This window comes from Pseudomonas sp. 05N433 (assembly GCF_056396925.1).
Window position 1 is genome coordinate 1 of sequence record NZ_JBFTML010000085.1, and the last position, 23,325, is coordinate 23,325.

Below are 23,325 nucleotides of genomic sequence, written 5' to 3' on the forward strand. Positions count from 1 at the left end.
ATAGTTGCCGGCCCTGTGGATTTTTACCACAAAGAGACTTTCGCCAATTGGGTATTAGGCAAGTTCCTTGATACCTACTCATTTCAATTTGCGATTGTGAACAGTATGGAATCCCATATAGTACTCAAACCCTTGGCTGATCGCTATATTCCGACAATCAGCTTGATCCACGAGTTCGCTGTATATATTCGCCCCCGCACGCGAATCCAAAATGCATTGCTATGGGCAAGTCAAACCGTTTTCTCTGCCGACATTACACTCGACAGTGCAACACAGATACTGCCAGAACTGACTTCGTGTCAACTTCCTGTGTTGGCGCAAGGCAAAAGCATTATCCCTGGCGAGGTACATGGTCCAGCTCATATCGAAGCAGAGAAGGCGATGCTGCAAAAAATTATGCGCCCTGGCGGACCTGAAGATGACACGATCGTTATATTAGGTGCCGGCTGGGTACAAATCCGCAAAGGTGTAGACTTGTTTATTGAGTGCGCGACCCGCGTAATCAATTCACCTATAGGTCATAAGTGCCGTTTTGTCTGGATCGGTAATAATTACAATCCAGAGAAAGATAATCATTACTCTGTTTACCTTCAAGATCAGATCCAGCGCGCCGGAATCTCGGAGCAATTCAAGATTATTTCCGAAACAGCCGCCATTGAGCATGTCTACGCCCTGAGCGACATGATGCTGTTGACCTCCCGTTTGGACCCATTGCCCAACGTTGCCATTGACGCAATGGTCCTGGGCCTGCCGGTTCTATGTTTCGACAAGACAACGGGTATTGCAGAAATTCTTAAGCGCAACGGCCTCCAGGAAGAGTGCGTCGCGCCTTAYCTAGACCCCCACAGCATGGCCAACAAACTCGTTCGACTGGCCTCGTCGCAAGAAGCTCGGGACAAGGTCGGAGAGCAGGTCCGATCTCTGGCTGCACGCGAATTCAATATGTCTCGTTATGTCGAACAATTACTCGCCCTTACAGAGGGTAATGCAGCCCTGTCCCGTCAGGAGCAGGTTGACGCAGCCACGATACAACAGGCCGAGGTTGTTGATTTAGACTACTACCCACCGGCAGGTGTCCAGCTATCAGGGGCTACTGAAGCTATTCGCCGATACGTACGCTCGTGGACGCGCGGCGTGTTGCGACGCAAGTTATTCCCGGGCTTTGATCCCCTCGTTTACCAGGATATGAATGCCTCGGCGGTCGGAGCTCAGGATCCATTGGCGCACTTTCTGAGTGCCGGCCGCCCCGAGGGGCCATGGAACTCGCAGAACCTTTCCTGGAAAGATCACTCTTCCACATCCACCGATAGAAAATCGCTGATATTTATCAGCCTGCGCTCTGCCGACTCTATCGAGCAAATCGTCAAGCTTCTCGTGAAAAAGTCAGCCCAGATTGATGTTGTCATTCTTGTTCCGGACGAACTGGCCGCTCTTACCATCAAGCAATGTCTTCAGAAAGAGCGATATTCAGTACTGAGCATACTGGTGAGTGAAGATCAGCCATTACTTGCGATCCTCAAACACCTGGCGAGCGTTCCTTACCTGGATTACCCAGCGATCGCGCATATCAACCTGAGCACCGACCCGATCGACATCGATTTCAGCGACTGGGAAACCTATCAGCAGTACCTGATCGAAAACATGATAGGCGGCAAGTACGATGCATTGGGAGTCATCGCGAGTCACCTGAGCAGCGATTCATCCGATACCGCTTTGGGGCTGGTTTTCCCGGAAGACCCTAACATTCATGACGCTACCGCAGACTCGGTCATCATCTCAAGCCTTTGTCAGTCTCTTGGATTCGACGCGCCCGCCTCACACCACCTTCCGTACCCAGTGAATGGATCATTCTGGGGAGCACCAACAATTTTGAGCAGGTTGCTCGCCGATGCTGACTGTTGGAAGTCGACGTTAAAGAGCCTAAAGCTTACTGCCGCGGAGCAGGAACGGATCCTTGCCCGTCTGTTGGCTGAAGCCTGCCGCAACCATGGCAAACACATCGTCACCACCGTAGTTCCGGGCATTACCTATTAACACACGTGCAGGGAACCGCTAAAAACAAAGTAAACGCTCCATAAATCCCACCTTCCAAGAAGCAGGGTTTATGGAGCGGCTGCTCTCCGAGGAGCGGGCACTGGGAAGGCTGAACCGCCCCGGACTTCCTTGATCCCCCCAAGCTCGTTGCGTAATACTTTTCAAGTTCTACCGATGACATCTGATTGTTGTGCACTTACTGGCAATGTTTAACTTGCTTATGGCGGTGTTTAGGGCAGGAACAAAAGCGCAGAAAACTACCCACCACTCAGGAGAATCTGCAGCAACTGCCGCTGAGTGACGGGCGCACTTTTCTCCAGGCAAAAAAAACCCGCCGGAGCGGGCTTTGGGGAATTATTTGATCAGGTTAACGCGGTTGAACTTCGACTTTCTTGCTTGCGGCCCAGCTTAGAAAACATATTCTTTAGTTGGGCTTGAGCTGGCAACTCAACAAATCGCCAGATGCCATATGCAAATACAAAGGTAGCAACCACAAGCAAAGGAAATATCGCATCCTTTGGCAGAGACTCAAACATATTTTTGTGCGACATGTAGAACCTGAAAACAATCTGGTGAATCAGATACATAGCAAAGCTTATTTCACCAAGAACCACAAACAATCGTTGCTTTAGAATTTTTGATATCAAGCCTCTGTTTATGGCAAAACACACCACCACCAAACCAAAAAACAGGCTTATAGCAAAGTGCGTCCAGAACTCACCTGACGCATTATTCCCAGGTCCAACGAGCGAATATGAAGCCGCTACAATGCCCTGCGTCAAAAACACAACACTAGCTACGCACAAAACCTCAAGGGCGGTGCACAGAGCAAATCCGAACCCCCTCCACCCTTTAATGTAGTCAAACACCTTAAATAGCAGCATCCCCATGAAAAACTCTTGAACCCTGAATAGCGGACTAATATATGCCAGACCGTACCCTGAAAATTCTGTCCATTTATCCGGAGAATAATAGTCACGACCGCTCAAATCAAAAATAAAAGCAGACACCCCACCCAGCAAAAGCAAAACCGCTAGTTTGAAGTACCAATTTTTATTCAGACCTGACAACAGGAACGGAAATACCGCATAGAAAAATAGCTCCGCAGAGATACTCCAAGAGACCATATTGAATGAAAAATAGTACGCAGGAACAGGAACAGTAGATTGAAGAAGAAACACATTAAGCAATGCAACAAGCCAGCCATCCTTGGCACCAAACACCCACACATATGAAGGAAGAAAGGCTACAACCAAGAGCAATGTAAAAATATGCGAAGGCCATACTTTTGAAAACCTAGAAGTATAAAACCTATAAAGACCGACAGACTCCATTCTCCCAGAATATACATAACTAAGTATAAACCCTGATAACACGAAGAAAAAACTGACACCAAAAACAAGCGGCACCCCACTCATGAATTCGCTAGAAAAAACTGAGCCCCTTGCGTGATGCAATAAGATTGCGAAGGCTGCAAAAAAACGGAGCGAAGTCAGACTGTCAATCATGCCCTTATTGTCCATGAAGGCTAATATCCTGGCGATAGCTTATGGGGGCCGGAATGATACCTTAGCTTCACTTGCTCCGTAAGGGTTTAAAGGTATTCAGGGAGCGCACACAAACGCCGGCTCGCTCCGGCGCCTTGTTTGGCGCGGGTCGAGCAAACCATCCATCCGCAGCCGCTGACGCAACTGCGGAGAAGCACGTAGATATTACACAGATCTCAGCTTGCGAATTACCTTGCCTGCAAAACCACGCAACCCGCCTGATGCTACAGGCTGGACGGTAAAAGGTTCAGATTCAGATGCAGATGCAGATGCAGGTGCAGGTGCAGGTGCAGGTGCAGGTGCAGGTGCACCTGCGGTAGGGCTGAAAAAATCCTCCTTACCGGTGAGCGAGATGAAATCAAGATAATTGAAGCCGTGAATCGATTCGATATGCTCCTGCTCTTTGGGGCAGGTCATTAACTGGTACAGCAACTCGATACCAAACAGTCGAGTACCAGGGCAATTACCTGTGTTGATGGCAACCATTGCAAGCAGGTACTTACTGTTAGCCCCTTGAGCCGTCACCCATTGCTCAGACTCCGGAAAGGCCTCAAGAATATCGGCGAGTGGCAAGTCGACATAATGCTGCTTCTGCAGGTGCCACTCCAGCTTCAACCGGGTTCGTCTGTCCGGCCGATCACCACTGGCATTGGACTGATCGGAGAAAATCCGATGCAAGGTCAATTTTTCCTGAACCACATGGATGTCGCTTACCTTCAATAGGCGCGTCCACAGTTCCGCATCATCGATCTGGGCATGTGCACACTTATACAAACCGCTCTGCTCGTAAGCGCTTCGTCTGACCAATGCACTAGGATGGCACAGACGATTTTCATTGAAGAAGAGACCCCGCAGCCAGGCTGCTCGGGATTTATTTGGCTGATTGAACCAATCGATCGTTAACGGGCGGTTGTTTTCATCAATACATTGCACATGGGAAAACACTGCGCCTATTTGCGGACTCGCCTCAAGTATAGCGACCTGCTTCTCCAGTTTATCCAGCGCCCAGGCATCGTCCGAGTGATGGATGGCAATGTACTCGCCAGTTGACTGGGTATCGATAGCACGGTTGATGTTGTAAATATAACGACGCGTCCGATCATTCCGAATCTTGATGATTCTTGGGTCATTGTAGGTCTGGATCAGCTCCCAAGAAGCATCTGTCGATACATCATCAACGATGATCAGCTCCCAATCACTGAAGGACTGATTGACAACAGTATCGATCGCCTGCCTGATGTATTTATCATGATTGAAAGATGTAAGCACAATCGACACTTTTGCCACTTTACTCTCCTTTGCGCTACTTCATGAACCGCACAATTCTGCGCAAGTACTAATTCCGCTTTCAAAAAACTATACACTGAATCCCCCCGGATTTTCCAGACGCTCCCAGGCTCATCACGTAATGCTTTTCGAACTCTACCGATACCAACAGATTATTGAAATCATGAAGGCGTTGCGGGTTACAGATCATCTCGATGCGATCGAACAGATCTGCTGCGAGGGAGCGATCCAAGGCCCCCACCCGCCATCACTACCCCCCCTGATTGTCATACCCCTTAGCGATGCTCCATCGGTTAGAACGTGAGCCCGCAGAACCACTGCGAGTAGCGGGTCCAAGCACTGAAAGCGCAACTCCGTGGTGTGGACAAGGAGTGAGATGGGCGCAGTGCAATAATAGAGTGCTGGTCGATCTCGAGAATAAAAGGAAAAGACAGATCCATGTCGAAGAATGTTCATATGCCTGACACTCGGACTGAACGGGTGTTCGGGCTGGATGTCTTGTGCGCGATCGCTGTACTGTCCGTGCTTGTCGGACACTCGCTCACCCATGGCACGTCGCCGGGCAGGCTGCTCGCCTACATTGCCCCCAAGCAGTCACCGGCGTCGAGATTTTCTATGTATTGAGCGGTTTCCTGATTGGCCATATCTTGTTACGTTCGGGGTCGCCGATCTCAAGCAAATCTGGTCGTCCTTCCTGTTCATGCTGAATTTTGCATGGCCGACGCTCCCTTTTTTTCTCGTGGAGCCTCGCGGTCGAGGAATGGTTTTATCTCCTGCTGCCAGTCACATTCGTGGTGCTGCGCACGCTGCTGAAGACCGACTGTCGCGCGATAGTTCGTCTGTGTGCCGCTTGCCTGCCGGAACGCGTTCGGACTCCACTTGTCCGACTGGGCAGGGTTCGATATATAGCGCGGCCCTTCGTCGTGCGCCGCCTCCATTCGCTGTTCATTGGCGTGCTGTGTGCTTATGTCCGGCTGAATCATCCGTCGGCATTCACGCGAACGGCTCGATATTAGCCTGTCGCATTTGTGACCTTCCTCATCCTGAGCGGCTTGCTGTCGGTCAATTCTGCAGTTATCTCCGGATATTCAGTCGCGCGTGCTGTCTATTTCCCTCAGCTGTCGCTCAGTATTGCGTGCCCGCGCCATTCTCTACTACGCGTTCGCGAACCTGACCTACGTATTTGTCAAGCGGCCTTACATGYGGTTGCGCGACGTAAAGCTTGGGCACACCGACGTGCGCAGTGGCAACGTCGCGATATCAGAGGCGGTGGAGTTGCGGACGACAAAAGTCGCCAAGCGTCGGCCGGTGTGGGGCAACCGGGCTGAGTTCGCTCATAAAAGACTTCTTACCCTGCAGCGAGGTTCGCAGCCAGCCGAGACACCCTTGCCCCTGGCTAACACGCCCCCTGCCCGGCCTGAAGAGGTCTTTCACCTCCAAGTCACCAATGAGGCCACCACAGCCAGGCTGGTTGCGCTAACGCGCAACACGCTATGCTTGGCGCACAAATAAAAAAGCCGGTCAATGACYGGCCTCTGGCACTCGCGCCCACGAATCAGTTCACCTCAAGCTTGTCGCGATTCTTGCCCAGAATCACCTTGCCAATGGCCTTGACCTCCAACAACTCATCTACCGACGCAAATGGCCCATTACTCTCGCGATACGCAACAATTGCCCTGGCCTTGGCCTCGCCGACTCCTGAGAGTTCACGCTGCAAGGTAGTCGCGCCCGCCCCGCTCAGATCAACTTTTACAGACTCCACCGAGGGTGTAGTTTGCACCATCGGCGCGGTAACGTTATCAGGGTTGACCACAGGTGCAGCAATGGCTGCAATAGAAGCACTGGTCATGGGACAATTCTGTCAAAAATGTGTCCGTTACAGAGTTGTAACAATCAAGGTTCGAGGCGACGCTGCTGGTAAATCAAGTCGACGATTTCACCGTCCGGGGCGTAACCACTGACAGTGTCACGCAGAAGTTGGCGAACCCGCGAATAATCATCCCGCTCAACGGCAGACAGCAACTCCGTCAAGTTGCGCTTGAGCACTTCCCAAGGCAAATGGTCCTCTTTGGCACTCATGATCATCGGGTGCCGGGTAGCGGACACGTTGTCGCCGATCAGCAACTCTTCGTAAAGTTTTTCCCCAGGACGCAGTCCAGTGAATTCGATGGCAATATCGCCTTGCGGATTTTTCTCCGAGCGAATGCTCAAGCCAGACAGGTGAATCATCTTCTCCGCCAGCTCAATGATCTTGACCGGCTCGCCCATGTCCAGCACAAACACGTCCCCCCCCTGCCCCATTGAGCCGGCCTGTATTACCAGTTGTGCCGCCTCGGGAATGGTCATGAAGTAACGGGTAATCTTCGGATGGGTAACCGTCAAGGGCCCGCCTGATTTGATTTGGCTGTGAAAGCGCGGAATTACCGAGCCAGACGAGCCCAACACATTACCGAACCGCACCATGGTGAAACGGGTCTTGTTGACCCGGGACACATTGGACTTGTCCCCGAACAACACCGGTGCCAACTCACGACTGAGGGCCTGCAAGGTCAACTCGGCCAGCCGTTTGGTGCTACCCATGACATTGGTCGGGCGTACAGCCTTATCAGTCGAGATCAGCACAAAGTTTGCAACACCTGCCTCCAATGCAGCCTGAGCGGTATTGAGCGTCCCGATCACATTGTTCAGCACACCTTCGGCAATGTTGTGCTCAACCATCGGCACGTGCTTATAGGCCGCCGCGTGATAAACCGTGTCCACATTCCAGGTCTTCATCACATCCAGAAGTTTATGGGGATGACGAATCGACCCCAGTATCGGCAACAACCGGACAGACAACGACTCACGAGCAATACGATGCTCGAGCTCTGACAAAATGCTGTAGAGATTGAATTCGCTATGATCGAACAACAACAGCGTGGTTGGCCCCAGGGAGAAAATCTGACGACAGAGTTCGGAACCGATCGAACCGCCCGCCCCCGTCACCAAAACCGTCTTGCCCTTGACGCATCGAGCCAACAAATCAGGCTGCGCCGGCACCGAATCCCGCCCCAACAGGTCAGCAATGTCRACTTCCTGAATGTCGTCCACCTTGACCCGACCACTGGCCAGATCAGTGAAATTCGGAACACTGCGCACATGGAGCGGGAAGTCCTCCAGAAAATTGAGAATCTCCCTACGCCGCGCACGAGTCGAAGACGGCAACGCCAGAAGGATTTCCTGAGCACCAGTCACGTCGATCATCTGCTGAATATGCTTGGGCTTAAAGACCTGCAACCCAGCAATCGAACGATCCGCGATAGAGGAGTCGTCATCGATAAACGCCACAGGACGCATCACGCGCCCCATGCGCAACGCTGCAACCAACTGGTTGCCCGCGACGCCAGCACCGTAAATGGCGACCTTGGTCAAACCATCGTCTCGATTGACAAACGGTACATGCTGCGCAGCGGTGAACCAATCGCCCATGAAATACTGACGCATGCACAGACGCAGGCCGCCAATGATTACCAGGCTTAGCCACCAATAATTGAAGATGATGGAGCGCGGCACCACGACTTCGTGATTGCTGTACCAGTAGACGACCACGGCGAGGATCAGCGAGGACAGACTGACTGCCTTGACGATGGCAATCAGCGCGTCATTGCCGAAGTAGCGCATGACGGCGCGGTACATGCCAAAGCGCACGAAAAGGGGAATGGCAATAATCGACGCACTGACGAACAGCCAGAAATGCGACTTTAGCGGATTGTACATGTCGTCGATGCCGAGGCGGACGATAAAGGCCAGCCACAAAGCGACCCACACCAAAACCACATCGGTGGCGACCTGTATCAGTCTTTTTTGCCTACGAGGCAAACCCAGCAAAACTCTCCGTACTTTATCCATTCAAACTTTCGAGCACGCAGCCCCCCCCCTTTTTACGCGGTCGTTGATCAGCATTGTAACCTCAATGAGTTATTTATGATCGCTAGCACACCTAGCCCGCTCGACACAAGCGCTTATTTTTTAACGAATAGCCCAAGCTTGGCATGATAGCGAGCGCGCGCCATACGAAATAGCTGCAGACTTTATGCTCCCTCCTTGCAACAGAGGGAGGCACTCTACGTGGAGCACATCCCGCGATCGCAAAAAACTGGAAACCAGACGGGATGGAAAAAGTGACACTCCCCCCTCCTACAAGATTACAATCATTGACTGTTTTGACAACCCGGTGTTTCGAATGCTAAACAACTCAATTACCGCCGCCATGGCAGATATAGCGACAGCTGTAAAGCGCTATTCTCTGGTAGGCATGCTCGGATGGCAGGATGTACGTCAACGGTATAGGCGCTCTGCTGTCGGACCGTTTTGGCTAACCATCAGCATGGGCGTTATGATTGGTACCATTGGCCTCGTATTTGGCCAAATATTTAACTCCCCCATGAAAGACTTTCTGCCATTTCTTGCAGCAGGTATGATTCTCTGGAGTTTTATTTCTACCTGCGTGTTAGAGGGCTGCACCAGCCTCATCGCCGCAGAAAGTATTATCAAACAACTCCCCATCCCATTATTCGTGCATATTCTACGCACAATATGGCGCAATACTTTGATCCTCGCGCACAACATCGTCATTTTCCCGCTTGTACTGCTGGCTGTTCAGAAGCCACTGGGTCTTGGAGCACTGTTGAGTGTCCCGGGCTTTGCACTGCTTGTTCTCAATCTGGCATGGATCTGCTTGATATTGAGCCTTTTATGCGCTCGATATCGCGATCTCCCGCAGATCATTGCGAGCGCCTTGCAAATTGCCTTTTACTTGACGCCAATCATGTGGCTTCCAAGCCTGCTACCAGGACGAGCCGGCACTTATTTACTGGATTTGAACCCCATCTATCACCTCATACAAATCGTCAGGGCCCCCTTGCTCGGACAGGATGTGAGCACTGTTAGCTGGTGCGTGGCCGGGGGCATGGCTCTGTTTGGCTGGTGCATAGCGATCATCATCTATGGCCTCTATAAACGTCGCATTGCTTATTGGCTCTAAGAAGAAAACTATTATGGCTTGTATTGAATTTCATAACGCATGCGTTGATTTCCCTATCTACAACGCAAGTTCTCGCTCTCTGAAAAAGCAACTGATTCAAGTCGCTACAGGCGGCAAACTCAGTGCCAACGACCAAGGTCGAGTGATCGTCAGAGCACTGGAGGACCTTACTTTTTCCCTCAATGACGGAGACCGGGTTGGATTGCTCGGTCATAACGGCGCTGGCAAAAGCACATTACTCAGACTGCTGAGCGGTGTATACGCCCCCTCCGCTGGCACCGCCAGTATCAGCGGCGAAGTCGCTTCCCTCATTGATATTTCATTAGGGATAGACCCGGAGGCATCCGGCAGGGAAAACATCTTCATGCGCGGCATCCTGCTTGGGATGACAAAAAGCGATATTGCAGAAAAACTCGACGAAATCATTGAGTTTTCAGAACTGGGTGACTTCATTGACCTGCCGGTACGCACGTACTCTTCCGGCATGCACTTGCGCCTGGCCTTTGCGGTATCGACGACCATCAGACCTGAAATATTGATCATGGACGAATGGCTGTCCGTAGGGGACGAAGGCTTCAAGCACAAAGCAGAAGCCCGGATGAACGAACTGGTCCAAGCCACCAGCATTTTGGTGATAGCCAGCCACTCCCGTGACCTGGTGCTGCATACATGCAATCGGGTCATTTGGCTGGAGCACGGCAAAATAAAAATGGACTCGGACCCCGAAACAGTTACCCGAGCTTATTTTGGCCACTAATATTTTCGTTCGCGCCTGCAACCCTCAATAAGCTAATAAACCGGTGAACTCATAAAAAACCACTTTATCAAGTTAGGATGAACATTGGTTTTTTATGAAAGTAGCCGCTTAGCCATTGCAGCGTAGAAGCCAAAGCAACAACGCCTCTTGCCAGCTACACCTCATGATGTAACCCGACGCAACAGCCGAAAATGTTTATCTGCATCCAATCCCCCCAAAAAAACTATCGATAGCCTCGCAACTCCGATTGAACGGGTCATTATGGTGACGTTATTCACCTATCTGCGCTGACGTGCTCGCCAACAAATTCGGCGACCGTGTGAAAATCCCCCCAGCGCGGAGAGAGACGACGCCACCGCTGGGCAACTTCCCCCACAGCTATGGGCCAAGGCTAGCCAAAACAAATAAACATGCCTATCATCCCTCGCTTATAGATCAAACTATAAATATTCAAGGCCTGACATGTCAGCAAAATTGGAATCCGGAAACAATAGACTATTCCCTCTTGAAGCCTATAGGGGAATAGCTGCATTTATTGTGCTTGTTCACCATTTTTTTTTAGGGTTTTCCCCATATACAACTGGATTATTAGGGGACGCACGAAACAAAGACAGTTTAATAGGGCAGCCATATTTTGCTCTTTTTAACGGCACAGCAGCTGTCGGTTTTTTCTTCACCCTTTCCGGGTTTGTTTTATGCTGGTCCTATTTTAATCATGAAAACCCACAAAAACTGCTTCTGGCATTTCTTAAAAGATTTCCTAGACTGGCCGCCACAGTAACGATTACCACTGTCGCAAGCTACTGCTTATTCAAGCTTGGTTTTTACTATTTCCACGACGCTTCACAACTTAGCTTGAGCCCATGGCTTGCGACATTTGCTTACGGATGGACGCCAGGGTTTGAACCGAGCTTCTGGGGAGCTCTAACACAAGGAATGACAACTTTTTTCACAGGAGTAGCTAGCTACAATACAAACCTTTGGACTATGAAACCCGAATTTTACGGCAGCATGATTGTCTTTATGCTTGCATGCTTTATTTCAGTAATACTCGAATACCGCTACCTTACTTATGCCTTCATAATCATTTCAATATCAGCACTGTTCTATAACGACTTCATATTCCCCTTTGTTGCCGGTACATTTCTTTCTGTTTATCTGACCAAAAACAAAAATGAAATCCCCTTCCTCGCTTCCATAGCATTAATTATTTTCGGGCTATACTTGCTCGGATACATGATCCCGGAAAAATCATACGCTTGGGCTTCAGTCATCCCAGATATTATGAAAGCTCACACCCAAACCTTGCTCCACACACTTGGTTCTGCCTGCATAATATTCGCAACCATGAGCAATCAAAAAGTGTTTAAAAACCTGAACGGAAAATTTTTAAGAGGCATTGGAAAAATCAGTTTTCCACTCTATCTTGTCCACACCCTTGTGATCTGCTCGCTATCAAGCTACGTATATATCAAACTTGCAAATCATGGAATCAGCAACACACAAAGCTTAATTATCGTATTTATTGTCACCGCTACCACTTCAATAGCACTAGCAGTACCACTCTCTCGCTTTGACGACTGGTGGGTTAAGCAGGTCAATTCAATCACACGAAAACTATTGAAAGAAAAACAATTAGTCCATCGACTCGACCCACAAGATGCACCTGCCGACCACCGATAAATCAGCTACAGGTGCGTAAATGGCCTTTCACGGATGAAAGGAAATACAGAAACAAGAACGCCGACTTGATTGATGATGTTCGCGGATGCAAACATATTCAACAAATCGGCGTTCTTATATGTAATATTCTAGAAGGGCATTTCTTTCGTCACAACCCGGCCGGATGGCAACCCTTTACAGATCGATTTGACGCCTTATGCCCCCCGCTTTTGAAGCCTTCCCAGAGATCGTAACCACCCCATAAGCTCACCTTCCAAGAAGCGGGCTTATGCAGTGTTTACATCGTTAAATCAACGTGCTTATTCCGGATTATCCAATAACCAAGCAGCAAAGCGCTCCAACCCCTCATCGAAACTCACGAAAGGGGCCCACCCCAAAGACTGTTTGGCGCGCTCGATATCCAGGACACTGACAGGCACATCAAATCCTCGACCCGACAAGTACTCACGACTGGCATTTCGCCCCGTGACCCTCTCGATCGCATCAAGAACCTCATTGAGACTATGTYCGCGCCCTGAACCGATATTGAACACATGCTCTTCACCGGATTGCGCTGACGATGCCAACAACGCTCTCACCACATCAGAGACATGAATGTAGTCACGTACAACCGTGCCATCGCCCCAAATCTCAACCGTCTCGCCACGCAGGACTTTGCCAAGGAATACGGCTACCGCGCCTTGGCTAGCATAGGTGCGCTGCCCCTCACCAAAGGGGTTTGCAAGACGTAGAACAGTATAATCAAGGCCGTATAAGCGATGGAAAAGCGCCAAATACTTCTCGATCGCCAACTTGGCAATTCCATAGGAACAAGCCGGGTCAGTAGCATGGGTTTCTGGAATAGGTACTTGCGTAGGGTCTCCATACACCGTGCCGCCGGAGGAGATAAAAACAATCTTCCTCAGCCCGGACTTCACCGCGAGGTTTAGCAGGCGGATGGTCGCAACGACATTGCTCTCCACATCGAAGACGGGATCCGCATTTGAAGACTTGGGGAGGGTCGTAGACACCAGGTGATAGCAAACATCGCAACCTTCCAATGCCTTGGCGACTTCGGCCTCGCTGGTGAAGTCTCCTTCGCAAAGCTCGAAATTAGGATGATTGAAGTGGGATTCACCCAACGGCGCCACATTGGGACGATCGAAACAGCGCACAAAATGGCCCTGATCGAGCAATGCGTCTATCAAGTGGGTGCCTATGAAACCACGCCCCCCCAAAACCAGGGACCGCTTAACGGGATTAGGGGAAGTGTTCTCGGAATTATTCAACGTTGCCCTCCAGCGCTTGATATGGTTGAAACTGCCGCCTTGTGCAGCAGCAGACAAGGCGGGCGTGACCTGCCCCATCCTTGGCAACCATTGCAACGACCTACACTTTATTGTTTAACGGAACACACTGTGACGGCTAATGATACGTCAAGAGAGGCGGCTTACCAAATTGCCGGAGACGCCCGTCTTGCTCTCAGCGCAGGCCTGGTAATCAGCCGGACCTGCCCTGTGAGCCCTCCCCTTAACGCTAGCTGTCCTGCTTACAGCAACTCCGGCTACAGGTCTTGGACAGTCAGGCCAGCGGCTTCGGCCTTCGCCGGCTCCGCCCTGCGCTGCTGAATGTCACGCTCGAACAAACGAAGATATTGAGAGGCAACGGCGTCAATTCGATATCGACTGGAAACGTCTTTCACCAGGCCGACGGCTTCCTTGTATTTCCGTTCATCTGTCGCGAACTCTGCAATCACGCGGGCCGCACTCTCGATTGGGACGACCCAATCTTCCAACCCGATAATCTCCCCGGCAACGCCGCTCTCTATCGTCAACATGTTTTTGATGTCGCCTACGTCTGTGGCAATGTATGGCTTGCCGGCGAACAGACAATCGACAATGGTCAGAGGGAAACTCTCTGACCTGAAGGTCGATAACATGATGCCCATGTCCGCGGCAGCATAATGGCCTACGGAGTTATCACTAAAGCCAGCCAGGTAAACGAAGTCCGGCGCACCTGCTTGACAGTATTCATCGTACACCAGGCCATTACCGACCAATATAATACGGATGTCCCGACCGGAAAGTGATCGCGCAAGTTCTACCGCCTGGATAGCTTCGCCCCAGCCTTTATCGGGAATTGCCCGACTGACACAACACAATACAAAAGCATCTTCCGGTATACCCATCTGCACGCGCGAGATTGGAACGATTTCCGGCGGCTGCAACCCGTTAGGAACCTTGACGAAACGGGGAGAAGACTTGTCGTACAGTGAGATGTCCGAGAAAGGAACAAGATTTTTCTCAGCGGTGTAGACCCATGTACTGACACCTTTGTCAGCAATGCGCAACTGTTCATCAGTCACTCCATTGCCATGTTCAATCATCCCGTGCAGAGCAGCCACATGGGCGCCAAGCTCGGAAAAAACATCCGGGACATCGACCGGATACTTCTGAACGTACCACTGGTGGCTATTAAGTGCTTCAATTCCGAAATCATGAATGATCTCTTTCACTGATTCGATATTCGACGTCTCGATCACCGGCACGTCGTTTCTCAGCATCTTGCGAACACCATCTTCGCGTTTTGGTATCCCGGCGCTAAACAAGGAGACGGAAATACCTTGGCGTTTAAACTCGTTTGCCAGTCGAATCGGGAGAATTTCGGCACCGCCCGGATAGAAGCCGATGGTGGAAACCATCACGTTCGGCAGTCGGTCAGCCCTTGCACGAACAATCGAATCATGGTCGTACCAACGTAGAAACTCTTCTGCGGAGCCCCCGACATAGTGGTCATACAGCTTCTTGCTGGATTCCTCACAAGCCTCAAGCACCGACATCGGAACATTGTAGAGGGACTGGACCGTTTTGTTCGCCACCCCGAGCTCGCGATAAAAGACCTCTTTGCGATAAGTGGTGTTGGCAGTACTTGCATAATGTCGACGGAAATAGTTTGTACCCTCAGTGGAGTAAGCAATCTTTCCRCCACGCATGATGTGCAAATAGAAGACCCAGTCACCGGCAACCTTCATTGATAACCACGACTGATCATCCAACAGTGGCATATCAACGGGACGCTTGAAAAGCACGCCACTGGCATTAGGTATTGTGTTTTTAATACCCAACGCCGAGCGCACTTCGTTATGCGCTGTGCTTACATAGGAACCCGCCCATTTATTCGCACACTCCAGATCACTTACATAGTTAAGGAACTGGTCCGGCATCACAACTTCGTCGGTCGTTACGAACTCACATTTCGAGTACGCAAGCATGACCGCTTCATCATCAAAACAACTARCAAGCGCCTCCAGGAAACGCTCATCACAGTAATCATCGCTTTCAGCGACCCATACCAGATCACCTTTGGCCGCCTTGATCCCCTTAGCCCACTGATGAAAAACGCCACCCGAATTCGTCTCATTGAACAACAAGCGCGTTATATCAGGGTACTTTTCCGCATAACCAGTTAACACCGAACGGCTATCATCAGTCGAACAGTCATCCATCAGGATAACTTCTATATTCTTGTAAGTCTGCCCATAAATACTATCCAGCCGACGAGCAAGGTAGCTCTCATGATTATAGTTTGGAACAATTACCGAAACTTTTGGCATAACGATACTGGAATCAATATCCAGCAAAGCGCGTGTTGTTTCGTTCAACCGACCAAAACCGGTGATACTGTCTGGCTCAAGGAAAAGTCCTTCCTGCCAATTGTTCCAGGCATTCACGAACAGTAGACGGCGATCCTCGGGGAGCGCCTTTCTCGCGCCCCTGATCGCCGCGTCAAGCCAACGTCCATAGTCACGAATGTGAAAGCGCGAATACACAAGAGGAGAATATTGCTTAAGCGCAGTTTCATCACGCCCCAATGAAATAGCGTGGAAAACCGGAGTAGTACGAAGATGTGTTTTCTGCGCTCGTACGATCCCTTGCGAAGCAACAAGGTTATACGGAACGGTATCTATTCCATTCTTGTTTTGCGGTGTAAATACGCCAGTTTCGCCCGGTACAGGATCTGCAGAAAGATCAAGCACGGCGTCACACAAACCATCCAGGTCCTGCGCCAACTCTTCCGAACCCGCAAAACCAAACTGAGCAATCAGGTACACGCCGTCACACAGTTCATTCAATCGCTCACGTAGCTTGCGAATTGAATCAACGATGTCTTCGTCGTACTCATTGAGCTTAACCACGATGACGGGACGCTCATCAACCCGCACACATCGCTTATCAGCTAGAACTGCAACAACAGGCGTAATCAAGTTGTTCGCCAGGCCTTCCAGATGCAAATCTATTTGAACGCAGAAATTAAAGTCGATTTCTGTGTGGGCAAGAAAAATGTCCAGAGGCTGTGGCGACGCTTGCACAACCGAATCCGCGCTCAGTTTAAAGCAAAAGCCAAAAAAGCCATGGCTCTTGGCACTGAGTACCTGCTGGGTGAGCACACGCCCATCCAACGGATCATACAACCCAAGCATCTTGTCAGGACGTGGTCGCTGCGAATTGCCTTTGGCAGCGAATCTGGCACTACGCAACGCCTCCCAGTCAGGCGATACATAGAACGCGAGCAACTTGATGTCGCTGTTAACCTCACCAAAACGGATGTCGTTTTCGTGATTAATGAGTGCATCCGGTACCGCTATTCTATGCTCCGCCGCGCCAGTGACAATGTAATGCCAAAGCGGGTTGAGACCAATGTGTTGAATGTCTTTGTAAAGTGCGAGATAGGCGCGCGTATCAAAGTCCATGGAAGGATTTTTACCTTCGCGCCAGCCCTGTTCACAGTAGTGCCTGAGCGGATCGACCGAGACCTCTGGCACATCGCTGTACATCGCAAGGTAGTACTTCTCGTCGAACAATCCTGACTTTTTGACGGCTTCGATCTGTGCCTCGAGCACAGCCTTGAGAACCGGTATCGGTGTATATTCACCATACGGATTGAAAACCGCATTGCGCCCGACGGGTCGACGCTTGACCGCCGTCATTTCGCAAATGCGAACTGGCAATCTGATTGGGCGACCTTCGAGCTGTCCGCATTGAATGTAGTGAAGCAGCGGATGAACCTGAGCCTCGGCAACATCAGGGTTGGCCAACAGATAATCCGAAGGACTGAAAGCGGCGCAAGGATTGCGATTTTCTATCCAGCCCTTGAGCATGTAGTGCTTGAGTGGATCAGTGCCTTTTGCACGCACTTCTGCATTATTGGCCAGGTAATAATCCGGATCAAACAACCCGCTTTCCTGAATCTCACGAAGAGTATTTTCGTTATAAAGCTCTCGACGACGCCTTAACGAGTCGACAACTTTACTCCATGTCAGCGTTCTGACGTTATGGACGGACTCTCGCACAAACCCTGAAACCATGCGCACAGACGACATTAAACGCCAGGAATGCGAAGAGAGTAATGCCTGGAGTTCCTGCTGCGTCTTGAGCAGATCAGCCTTCAGACTGACATTCTCTTTTTCGTAATCAACCAAAACGGCTTTGAGATCGACTAACTGCCTATTGAGCACACCCACAGATTGCTCAAGACTGGCGATATGCCGGTCACGTTTAACCAAAGAACCCATGAGCTCTTTTAACTGCGATTCACGCTCGAACAGAGTCGGGTTCAATGAGGCAATTCGCTGATTCAAATCCTCGATCTGTTGGGTCAAGTCCTGAATTTGAAGGGAGCGCGCACCTATTTGTTGACGACTTTCCCGAATCAGCCTGGCCGCGTCAAACGCAAGATCCAACTGCTCTACCGAAAACGCTTCTGTACGTTCTGGTACTTGCCTATCATATTCGAAGACATCAAAATCTTCGGCATACAACTCTTTAATCAAACTCGCACTTCGTTCCGTTATAAAAGCAGGAAGGAAGGGAATGACATTTTCACTTTGCGAAGGCTCTGCGAAAGGATCGGCGGCCTGCTCACCGAAGTGCTCCGATAATGCTTTATGGAGTTCAGAGGAGTTTTCAATTTTGACCAACAGGGAATAATTGATCAAATCCGGACGCAATAGCGTGGCTTGAGGCGCCCAAAAATCTTTTTCAGGTGAAGATGCGCTATTACTTGCGAGATACTCCAGAAACGCCTCAAAAGCCGAAGCAACATCCGCTACGCTTTTTACCGGCTGCTGTAATAACTCAAACTTTGGATACGATGCGACCTGCTCCGGATCTTGTAACAGTATTTTCGACTGCCATGCGGAGAAGATGCGCTTATAAGGATTTCGTACGGCGGCAAATCGAAAATATGTATCAGCAAGAAGCGGTTCCAAAAGGTCGTCTATTTCCAGCCCGCTGACATGGGGCGCAACCTTGTGAATCTCGTGAACAACTTGATCAGAATTGCTTCCCGCAGCCTCACCGACGCCGCGCAAGGCCTGCGAGCAACCTTCCAGTGACGCAAACCACCACTTCAGGGAAGTACTCGCAACTTTGGGGGTACTAACGTATAAAACCTTGTACTTCTCGGAACGGAAACTGTTCCACTTGAGATAGTCGAAGACTTTTTGTTTGTCCACTGATGACAAATCACTAATATTTAGCATATGCGTCAAAAAATCCTATGGGCATGCTGACTCTCAGCAACGCACTTCCAAACGAGTAAATTATCTGCACTAATACGAACACCCTGTAAGACGGCTACAACCATAGCCCTACATAAAAGGGTAACACTCGCAAATGACCACTCCCTGGTTCCACGACGACTTTACGTCGACGACGTTAGCCCCCTTGGGCCGAGTGAACCTCAAACGCGGTCACTGACCCGGAGCAAACAAGCGCGAAACCATCCAAAACTGATTTATAACATTTTTTGGTCTTAACATTCAAAATAGCTCAGAAATACCGGGTTCCTTACCTATGGTCTAGCTGCAGCCCCCAACAAAAAAGGTTCCCCCCTACCGCCAAGAGCGAAAAACACGTCAACCCCAGGCAGACACACGGCGGACTGAATCGTTGACGGGACAGAGGATGGGCACCGCTCGAAACCATCCCGGCCCAGACCTGCGCCCCCTCCCGAAACAGCCAGATTTGATTACTTTAAAGGGCTGCCGCCGTCCATCTGAAAAAAAGCCAGAATATTGAGGAGCAAAAAACCAATAAAGAGTCAACAAATCGTATACAAAACCAACCACTTCGACTAACGAGCCAGAGCTACATCAGTAGAAAAATACAAAAAAAGAGTCACTCACTCGGAATGACTCAATTCAAAAACTCGATACCACAAACCGCTAAAGCACGAATTCAGGTATAACTCTTACACGTTTTCAGCGCGTGATTCTTGGCAATATAATATGCGTCATGCAACTGCATATGCCGCTCTACCCGTACAGTGGGGTCACCTGGAGTTCTAAACAAAGACGTGGTTTTTGGCACATAAACAAACTTATTGCCATAACCATACCGCAACCAAAGATTCCAGTCTTCGAGACTGCTCATATCGGTTTGAAATCCGCCTCGTTGCAAGAAGAGATCCTTTTGAAAAAGGAGAGACTGGATAGCTATATAGTTGTGATCCAGCAGAACCTCATAGTCATATTCTTGCTTGAGAATCGGAGGTACCGCATGGCTAACCTCAAAATATTGCCCTTCCACGCCACTGGCAACAGTACCGACTTCCAGCGCCAATGAGTAGGCCGCTACCGCGTCAGCATTTTTCGCCAACGCACCAACAAGCACCTCGACATGATCCGCGAAAAGCAAATCATCATCATCGAGAAACATGCAATATTTTCCGGCAGCCTTTTCCAAACCATAATTACCGGTCACCGAACGACCGACTTTATCGAGGGAGTAGTAACTAACACTCATTCCCTCCGGAAATTCAAAATCAGACACAACCGAGCTCATCGTAGAACCGCCATCCTCAACGACTATCAACTCGATATTCGGGTACGTCTGATTACACACAGACATCATGGACTGTCTGAGAAACTCTCCTCGATTCTTGTAAGTTCGAGTAACCACAGTAACAAGAGGGTAATCAGCCAATGATTCGCCCACCTCCCAGAACGCCCCATCCCTGATCATTTCATAATCAAAGCCCCTGAAAGGGAAATAGCAGTTTTCACTCGGTCCCTTGCCCCGCATAAAATACCGAGCCTTCTTGAATATCACACCGAAGTTTCTGAACACATCGCGACGGGCGCCAGCATAGGGTTCTGGACGGAGCAAAAGCAGGCACTGCAAGATAAAGCCACCCACTCTATCGCTCAAATTCCCATAGCGCAGCCTGATATAAGCATTGGCCAGCGTGCTGCCGGTATACTGAATCGGTTTTATATGATGCTCATGCTCATAGGTATAATGATAGACGACGGCGGACGGGCAATACTTGAGTTGGTATCCATAGGACCTGAAGCGATAGGAAAGCTCGACGTCTTCGCCATACATGAAGATCTCGCGCTCGTATCCACCGACTTCAACGTAAGCCGACCTTCTTACAAGTACGCAAGCATGGGACGACCAGTTGGTTTCCAACGTTACCGGATCATAATATTTAGGGTGTTCATAAGGTGCCTGCCTCAACTCCCAGGATGCCACCTCAGCCTTGGCATCAGCCAAAGCAGCAGCCACCACTTTGGTTATAGAGTCTTTGGCAAAAACGATATCCACATTACTAACAAGAAAATATTCAGAGCGTCCTTTACGGATTGCCTTTTCATGCCCGGCACCAAACCCGACATTGTCGCCTTCCATAATGTCGAAACCAGCCACTTCCTGACCAAGCAATGTCTGCCAACGCTGCAATGCTTCGAGGGTGCTGTCCGAAGACCCGTTATCAACAAAGAACATATTCAATTTGCTGAGCGGGTAATTTTGCGCTCTTAACGATTCAAAAAAACCATCAATCCACTTGCCACTATTGAACGTCACCACCGACACATCAATAACTGGTTGCGCCTGAGCGATCGACGAGCTCTGGAACCGTGAGAAACGACGATTCAATATAGCCTGGATAGCCTTGGTATTATTCCGCGAATTAATCACTAACATTATATTTTCGCGCAAACGCTTGAAAAACAAATGTATACGAACACGAATCCACACAAGGAAAGGAAACTTTTGGTAAAAGGGCCGAATAAACGCTTTAGACTTAGCCAAAAAAGAGCGCAGCCCTCGTGAAAAACGCGTTATGACTTGCCAGATTTTTGAAGCAACCATACTGAATAAACCACTCATCAAATCGAACTCCCTAACCAATGCAACTTAGCGACCTGCAAATATCACAACATCAGCGGCAGGTACATCCCTAGATGCTCTATAAGAGAGGCGACCATGCAAACCCGTGTTGATATGTGTTTTTGACGCTTTTTAATTACACTACTTGCTCCGACTCTCCTGCTTTGTAGGTACGTGCGATAAACAGCAGTGGCGCATAAGCTACGACCATACCAAAAAACCCGGAAATCCAGCCACTTGCTACAGCGATCGATAACGGCATGAGCCATACAAAATTGATAGTGATCGATGCCAGCGTTACTGTTTTATGGCTACGGTGCTTGCGAGAGRCATATTGGTAACCATGACTGCGATGGGCTTCATATACCTTTTCACCTCGTAAAAGCCTGCGCATCAGGGTCCACGTCGCATCAACAATGAAAACGCCAAGCATGATCAACCAGCTCCAGAGCAGCTCGGGCGACTTGGAGGCTGCCTCAATCGACATCCCTGCTAATACAATCCCCAAAAAACCGCTGCCTGCGTCTCCCATGAAAATTTTCGCCGGCGGATAGTTCCAACAGAGAAAGCCCGCGACCGCAGCTACCAGAGCCAGAGGCCCCCAGGCCAGTTCGAGGTTTGCGCTAAACCAATAGACCAGCAACATTCCGAGGCAGACGCTGATCGCTTCAGCACTGGCCAGGCCGTCAATGCCATCCATGAAGTTGTAAAGATTCAGCATCCAGACCAAATACAGCACAAACAAAATATTCCCAATCCACCCTGGATCAAGGGTGACTCCAAAGAGCGTGACGCCAGGAGAGCCTCCCAGCCAATATAACGCCCATATCGAGGCTGCAAAATGGCCTAATAGGCGCCACCTTGCGGCGATATGCCCGTGATCATCGGCAAAACCGATAAGCGCGACCAACAAGCCGCCCCCCAGTAAACCGACGAGCGTCGCCAGGCTCATCAAATCAAGCCCCCGAAGGATCAGAAGCGCCAACAGAAAGGAGACAACAATAGCTACACCTCCACCCCGAGGAGTAGGCACAGAGTGAGAGCTGCGCTCGTTTGGTGTATCCATCAAGCTATTGGCCAAAGCATAACGACGTAAAACAAACGTCAGCCCCCAGGAAACAACGAATACTGCTAGTAGCAGCCACAAAAAAGTCATTTCGTCTGCGCGTCCAGATAGTGACCTGCGGTTTGGCGCATGGCTTCATCCATGTTGATGGGGGGGGTCCACCCCAATAATTCACGATTTTTGCTGATGTCGACCTGCAATGACCCGCAGATCCGTTGAGCAACAGATTGCTTTCTCAATGCCGAAGCTGCCATTACCAGCAACCACTTTGGCAGTGGCAAGAGCCAGGCCTTCGTCCCGAGCGCATTGCCCAGGCGACGTAGTATTTCAGTTGTGGACAAGTCCTGGCCATCACTGACCAGAAAGGTTTGGTTCGCTGCGGCAGGATGATCGATACAGGTGATTACAAGGTCCACCAGGTTTCCGATCGCCACAAGGCTACGCTGGTTCCGAACCGCTCCCAACGGTAACGGAATACCTTTGTTCAGCCAGCGCAGCATACTCAGAAAATTGGCTTTAACACCCGCCCCATAGATCAATGGCGGGCGAATAATCACCACTTCCATTCCGGTTTCGCGAGCAAGTTTTCTCAGGCCTTGTTCAGCCTCGTGCTTGGACACGCCATAAGGATCCGCCGGGGCCGGTGTATCATCAGCCTTGAACGGCTTGCCTGGCTGGGTGCTTTCGCCATTGACCTTGATCGAACTGATGAAGATGAAGCGTTTGACTCCCGATTCAGCGGCGCGCTTTGCCAACCGAAGAGTGCCCTCCAC

General features: G+C 50.1%; 14 protein-coding genes. 4 read left to right on the plus strand and 10 right to left on the minus strand.

Annotated features, from left to right (window positions below):
* On the plus strand, window positions 1-2,034 hold a 2,034-nt coding region (locus tag AC1DIS_RS28485; protein WP_477781242.1), incomplete at its 5' end, for a glycosyltransferase.
* A gap of 362 nt (window positions 2,035-2,396) precedes the next feature.
* On the opposite strand, the gene AC1DIS_RS28490 is transcribed toward AC1DIS_RS28485, so the two are convergent.
* From AC1DIS_RS28490 to AC1DIS_RS28510, 5 genes are all read right to left on the minus strand, one after another.
* Entirely contained in the window at window positions 2,397-3,542 is a 1,146-nt protein-coding gene (locus AC1DIS_RS28490; RefSeq protein ID WP_477745512.1) for an acyltransferase family protein, read from the minus strand.
* A gap of 204 nt (window positions 3,543-3,746) precedes the next feature.
* Entirely contained in the window at window positions 3,747-4,868 is a 1,122-nt protein-coding gene (locus tag AC1DIS_RS28495) for a glycosyltransferase (protein WP_477743459.1), read from the minus strand.
* Window positions 4,869-5,566: 698 nt separating this feature from the next.
* On the minus strand, window positions 5,567-5,851 hold the full coding sequence (locus AC1DIS_RS28500) for a hypothetical protein (protein ID WP_477743460.1): 285 nt from the start codon (window positions 5,849-5,851) through the stop codon (window positions 5,567-5,569).
* 572 nt (window positions 5,852-6,423) lie between these two features.
* Window positions 6,424-6,717: a ComEA family DNA-binding protein gene (locus AC1DIS_RS28505; protein ID WP_477743461.1), complete on the minus strand. Its 294-nt coding sequence runs from the start codon at window positions 6,715-6,717 to the stop codon at window positions 6,424-6,426.
* A gap of 44 nt (window positions 6,718-6,761) precedes the next feature.
* Window positions 6,762-8,756 carry a polysaccharide biosynthesis protein gene (locus AC1DIS_RS28510; RefSeq protein WP_477743462.1) on the minus strand — a complete coding sequence of 665 codons (1,995 nt, stop codon included), beginning with the start codon at window positions 8,754-8,756 and terminating at the stop codon, window positions 6,762-6,764.
* A 334-nt stretch (window positions 8,757-9,090) separates the two neighbouring features.
* Between AC1DIS_RS28510 and AC1DIS_RS28515 the strand changes: the two genes are divergently transcribed.
* The 3 genes from AC1DIS_RS28515 (at window position 9,091) to AC1DIS_RS28525 (ending at window position 12,331) form a co-directional block, all read left to right on the plus strand.
* Window positions 9,091-9,891, plus strand: coding sequence for an ABC transporter permease (locus AC1DIS_RS28515; RefSeq protein WP_064616679.1), 801 nt, complete (start codon window positions 9,091-9,093; stop codon window positions 9,889-9,891).
* A gap of 13 nt (window positions 9,892-9,904) precedes the next feature.
* On the plus strand, window positions 9,905-10,648 hold the full coding sequence (locus AC1DIS_RS28520) for an ABC transporter ATP-binding protein (RefSeq protein WP_064616677.1): 744 nt from the start codon (window positions 9,905-9,907) through the stop codon (window positions 10,646-10,648).
* 462 nt (window positions 10,649-11,110) lie between these two features.
* Window positions 11,111-12,331 (plus strand): acyltransferase family protein, encoded by a 1,221-nt coding sequence (locus AC1DIS_RS28525; protein WP_477743463.1) that lies wholly within the window; start codon window positions 11,111-11,113, stop codon window positions 12,329-12,331.
* Between the two features lie 299 nt (window positions 12,332-12,630).
* On the opposite strand, the gene AC1DIS_RS28530 is transcribed toward AC1DIS_RS28525, so the two are convergent.
* The 5 genes from AC1DIS_RS28530 to AC1DIS_RS28550 all read right to left on the minus strand — a co-directional run.
* Window positions 12,631-13,677, minus strand: coding sequence for an NAD-dependent epimerase/dehydratase family protein (locus AC1DIS_RS28530; RefSeq protein WP_477781243.1), 1,047 nt, complete (start codon window positions 13,675-13,677; stop codon window positions 12,631-12,633).
* Window positions 13,678-13,874: 197 nt separating this feature from the next.
* Window positions 13,875-18,824: a glycosyltransferase gene (locus tag AC1DIS_RS28535; protein ID WP_477781244.1), complete on the minus strand. Its 4,950-nt coding sequence runs from the start codon at window positions 18,822-18,824 to the stop codon at window positions 13,875-13,877.
* Window positions 18,825-19,548: 724 nt separating this feature from the next.
* Window positions 19,549-21,486 (minus strand): glycosyltransferase family 2 protein, encoded by a 1,938-nt coding sequence (locus AC1DIS_RS28540; protein WP_111454895.1) that lies wholly within the window; start codon window positions 21,484-21,486, stop codon window positions 19,549-19,551.
* A 136-nt stretch (window positions 21,487-21,622) separates the two neighbouring features.
* Window positions 21,623-22,642, minus strand: a complete 1,020-nt coding sequence (locus tag AC1DIS_RS28545) for an MraY family glycosyltransferase (protein ID WP_477781245.1) — start codon at window positions 22,640-22,642, stop codon at window positions 21,623-21,625.
* Window positions 22,639-23,325, minus strand: a 687-nt coding sequence (locus AC1DIS_RS28550) for an NAD-dependent epimerase/dehydratase family protein (protein WP_477781246.1), incomplete at its 5' end; no start/stop codon positions are given. The genes AC1DIS_RS28550 and AC1DIS_RS28545, both read right to left, overlap by 4 nt.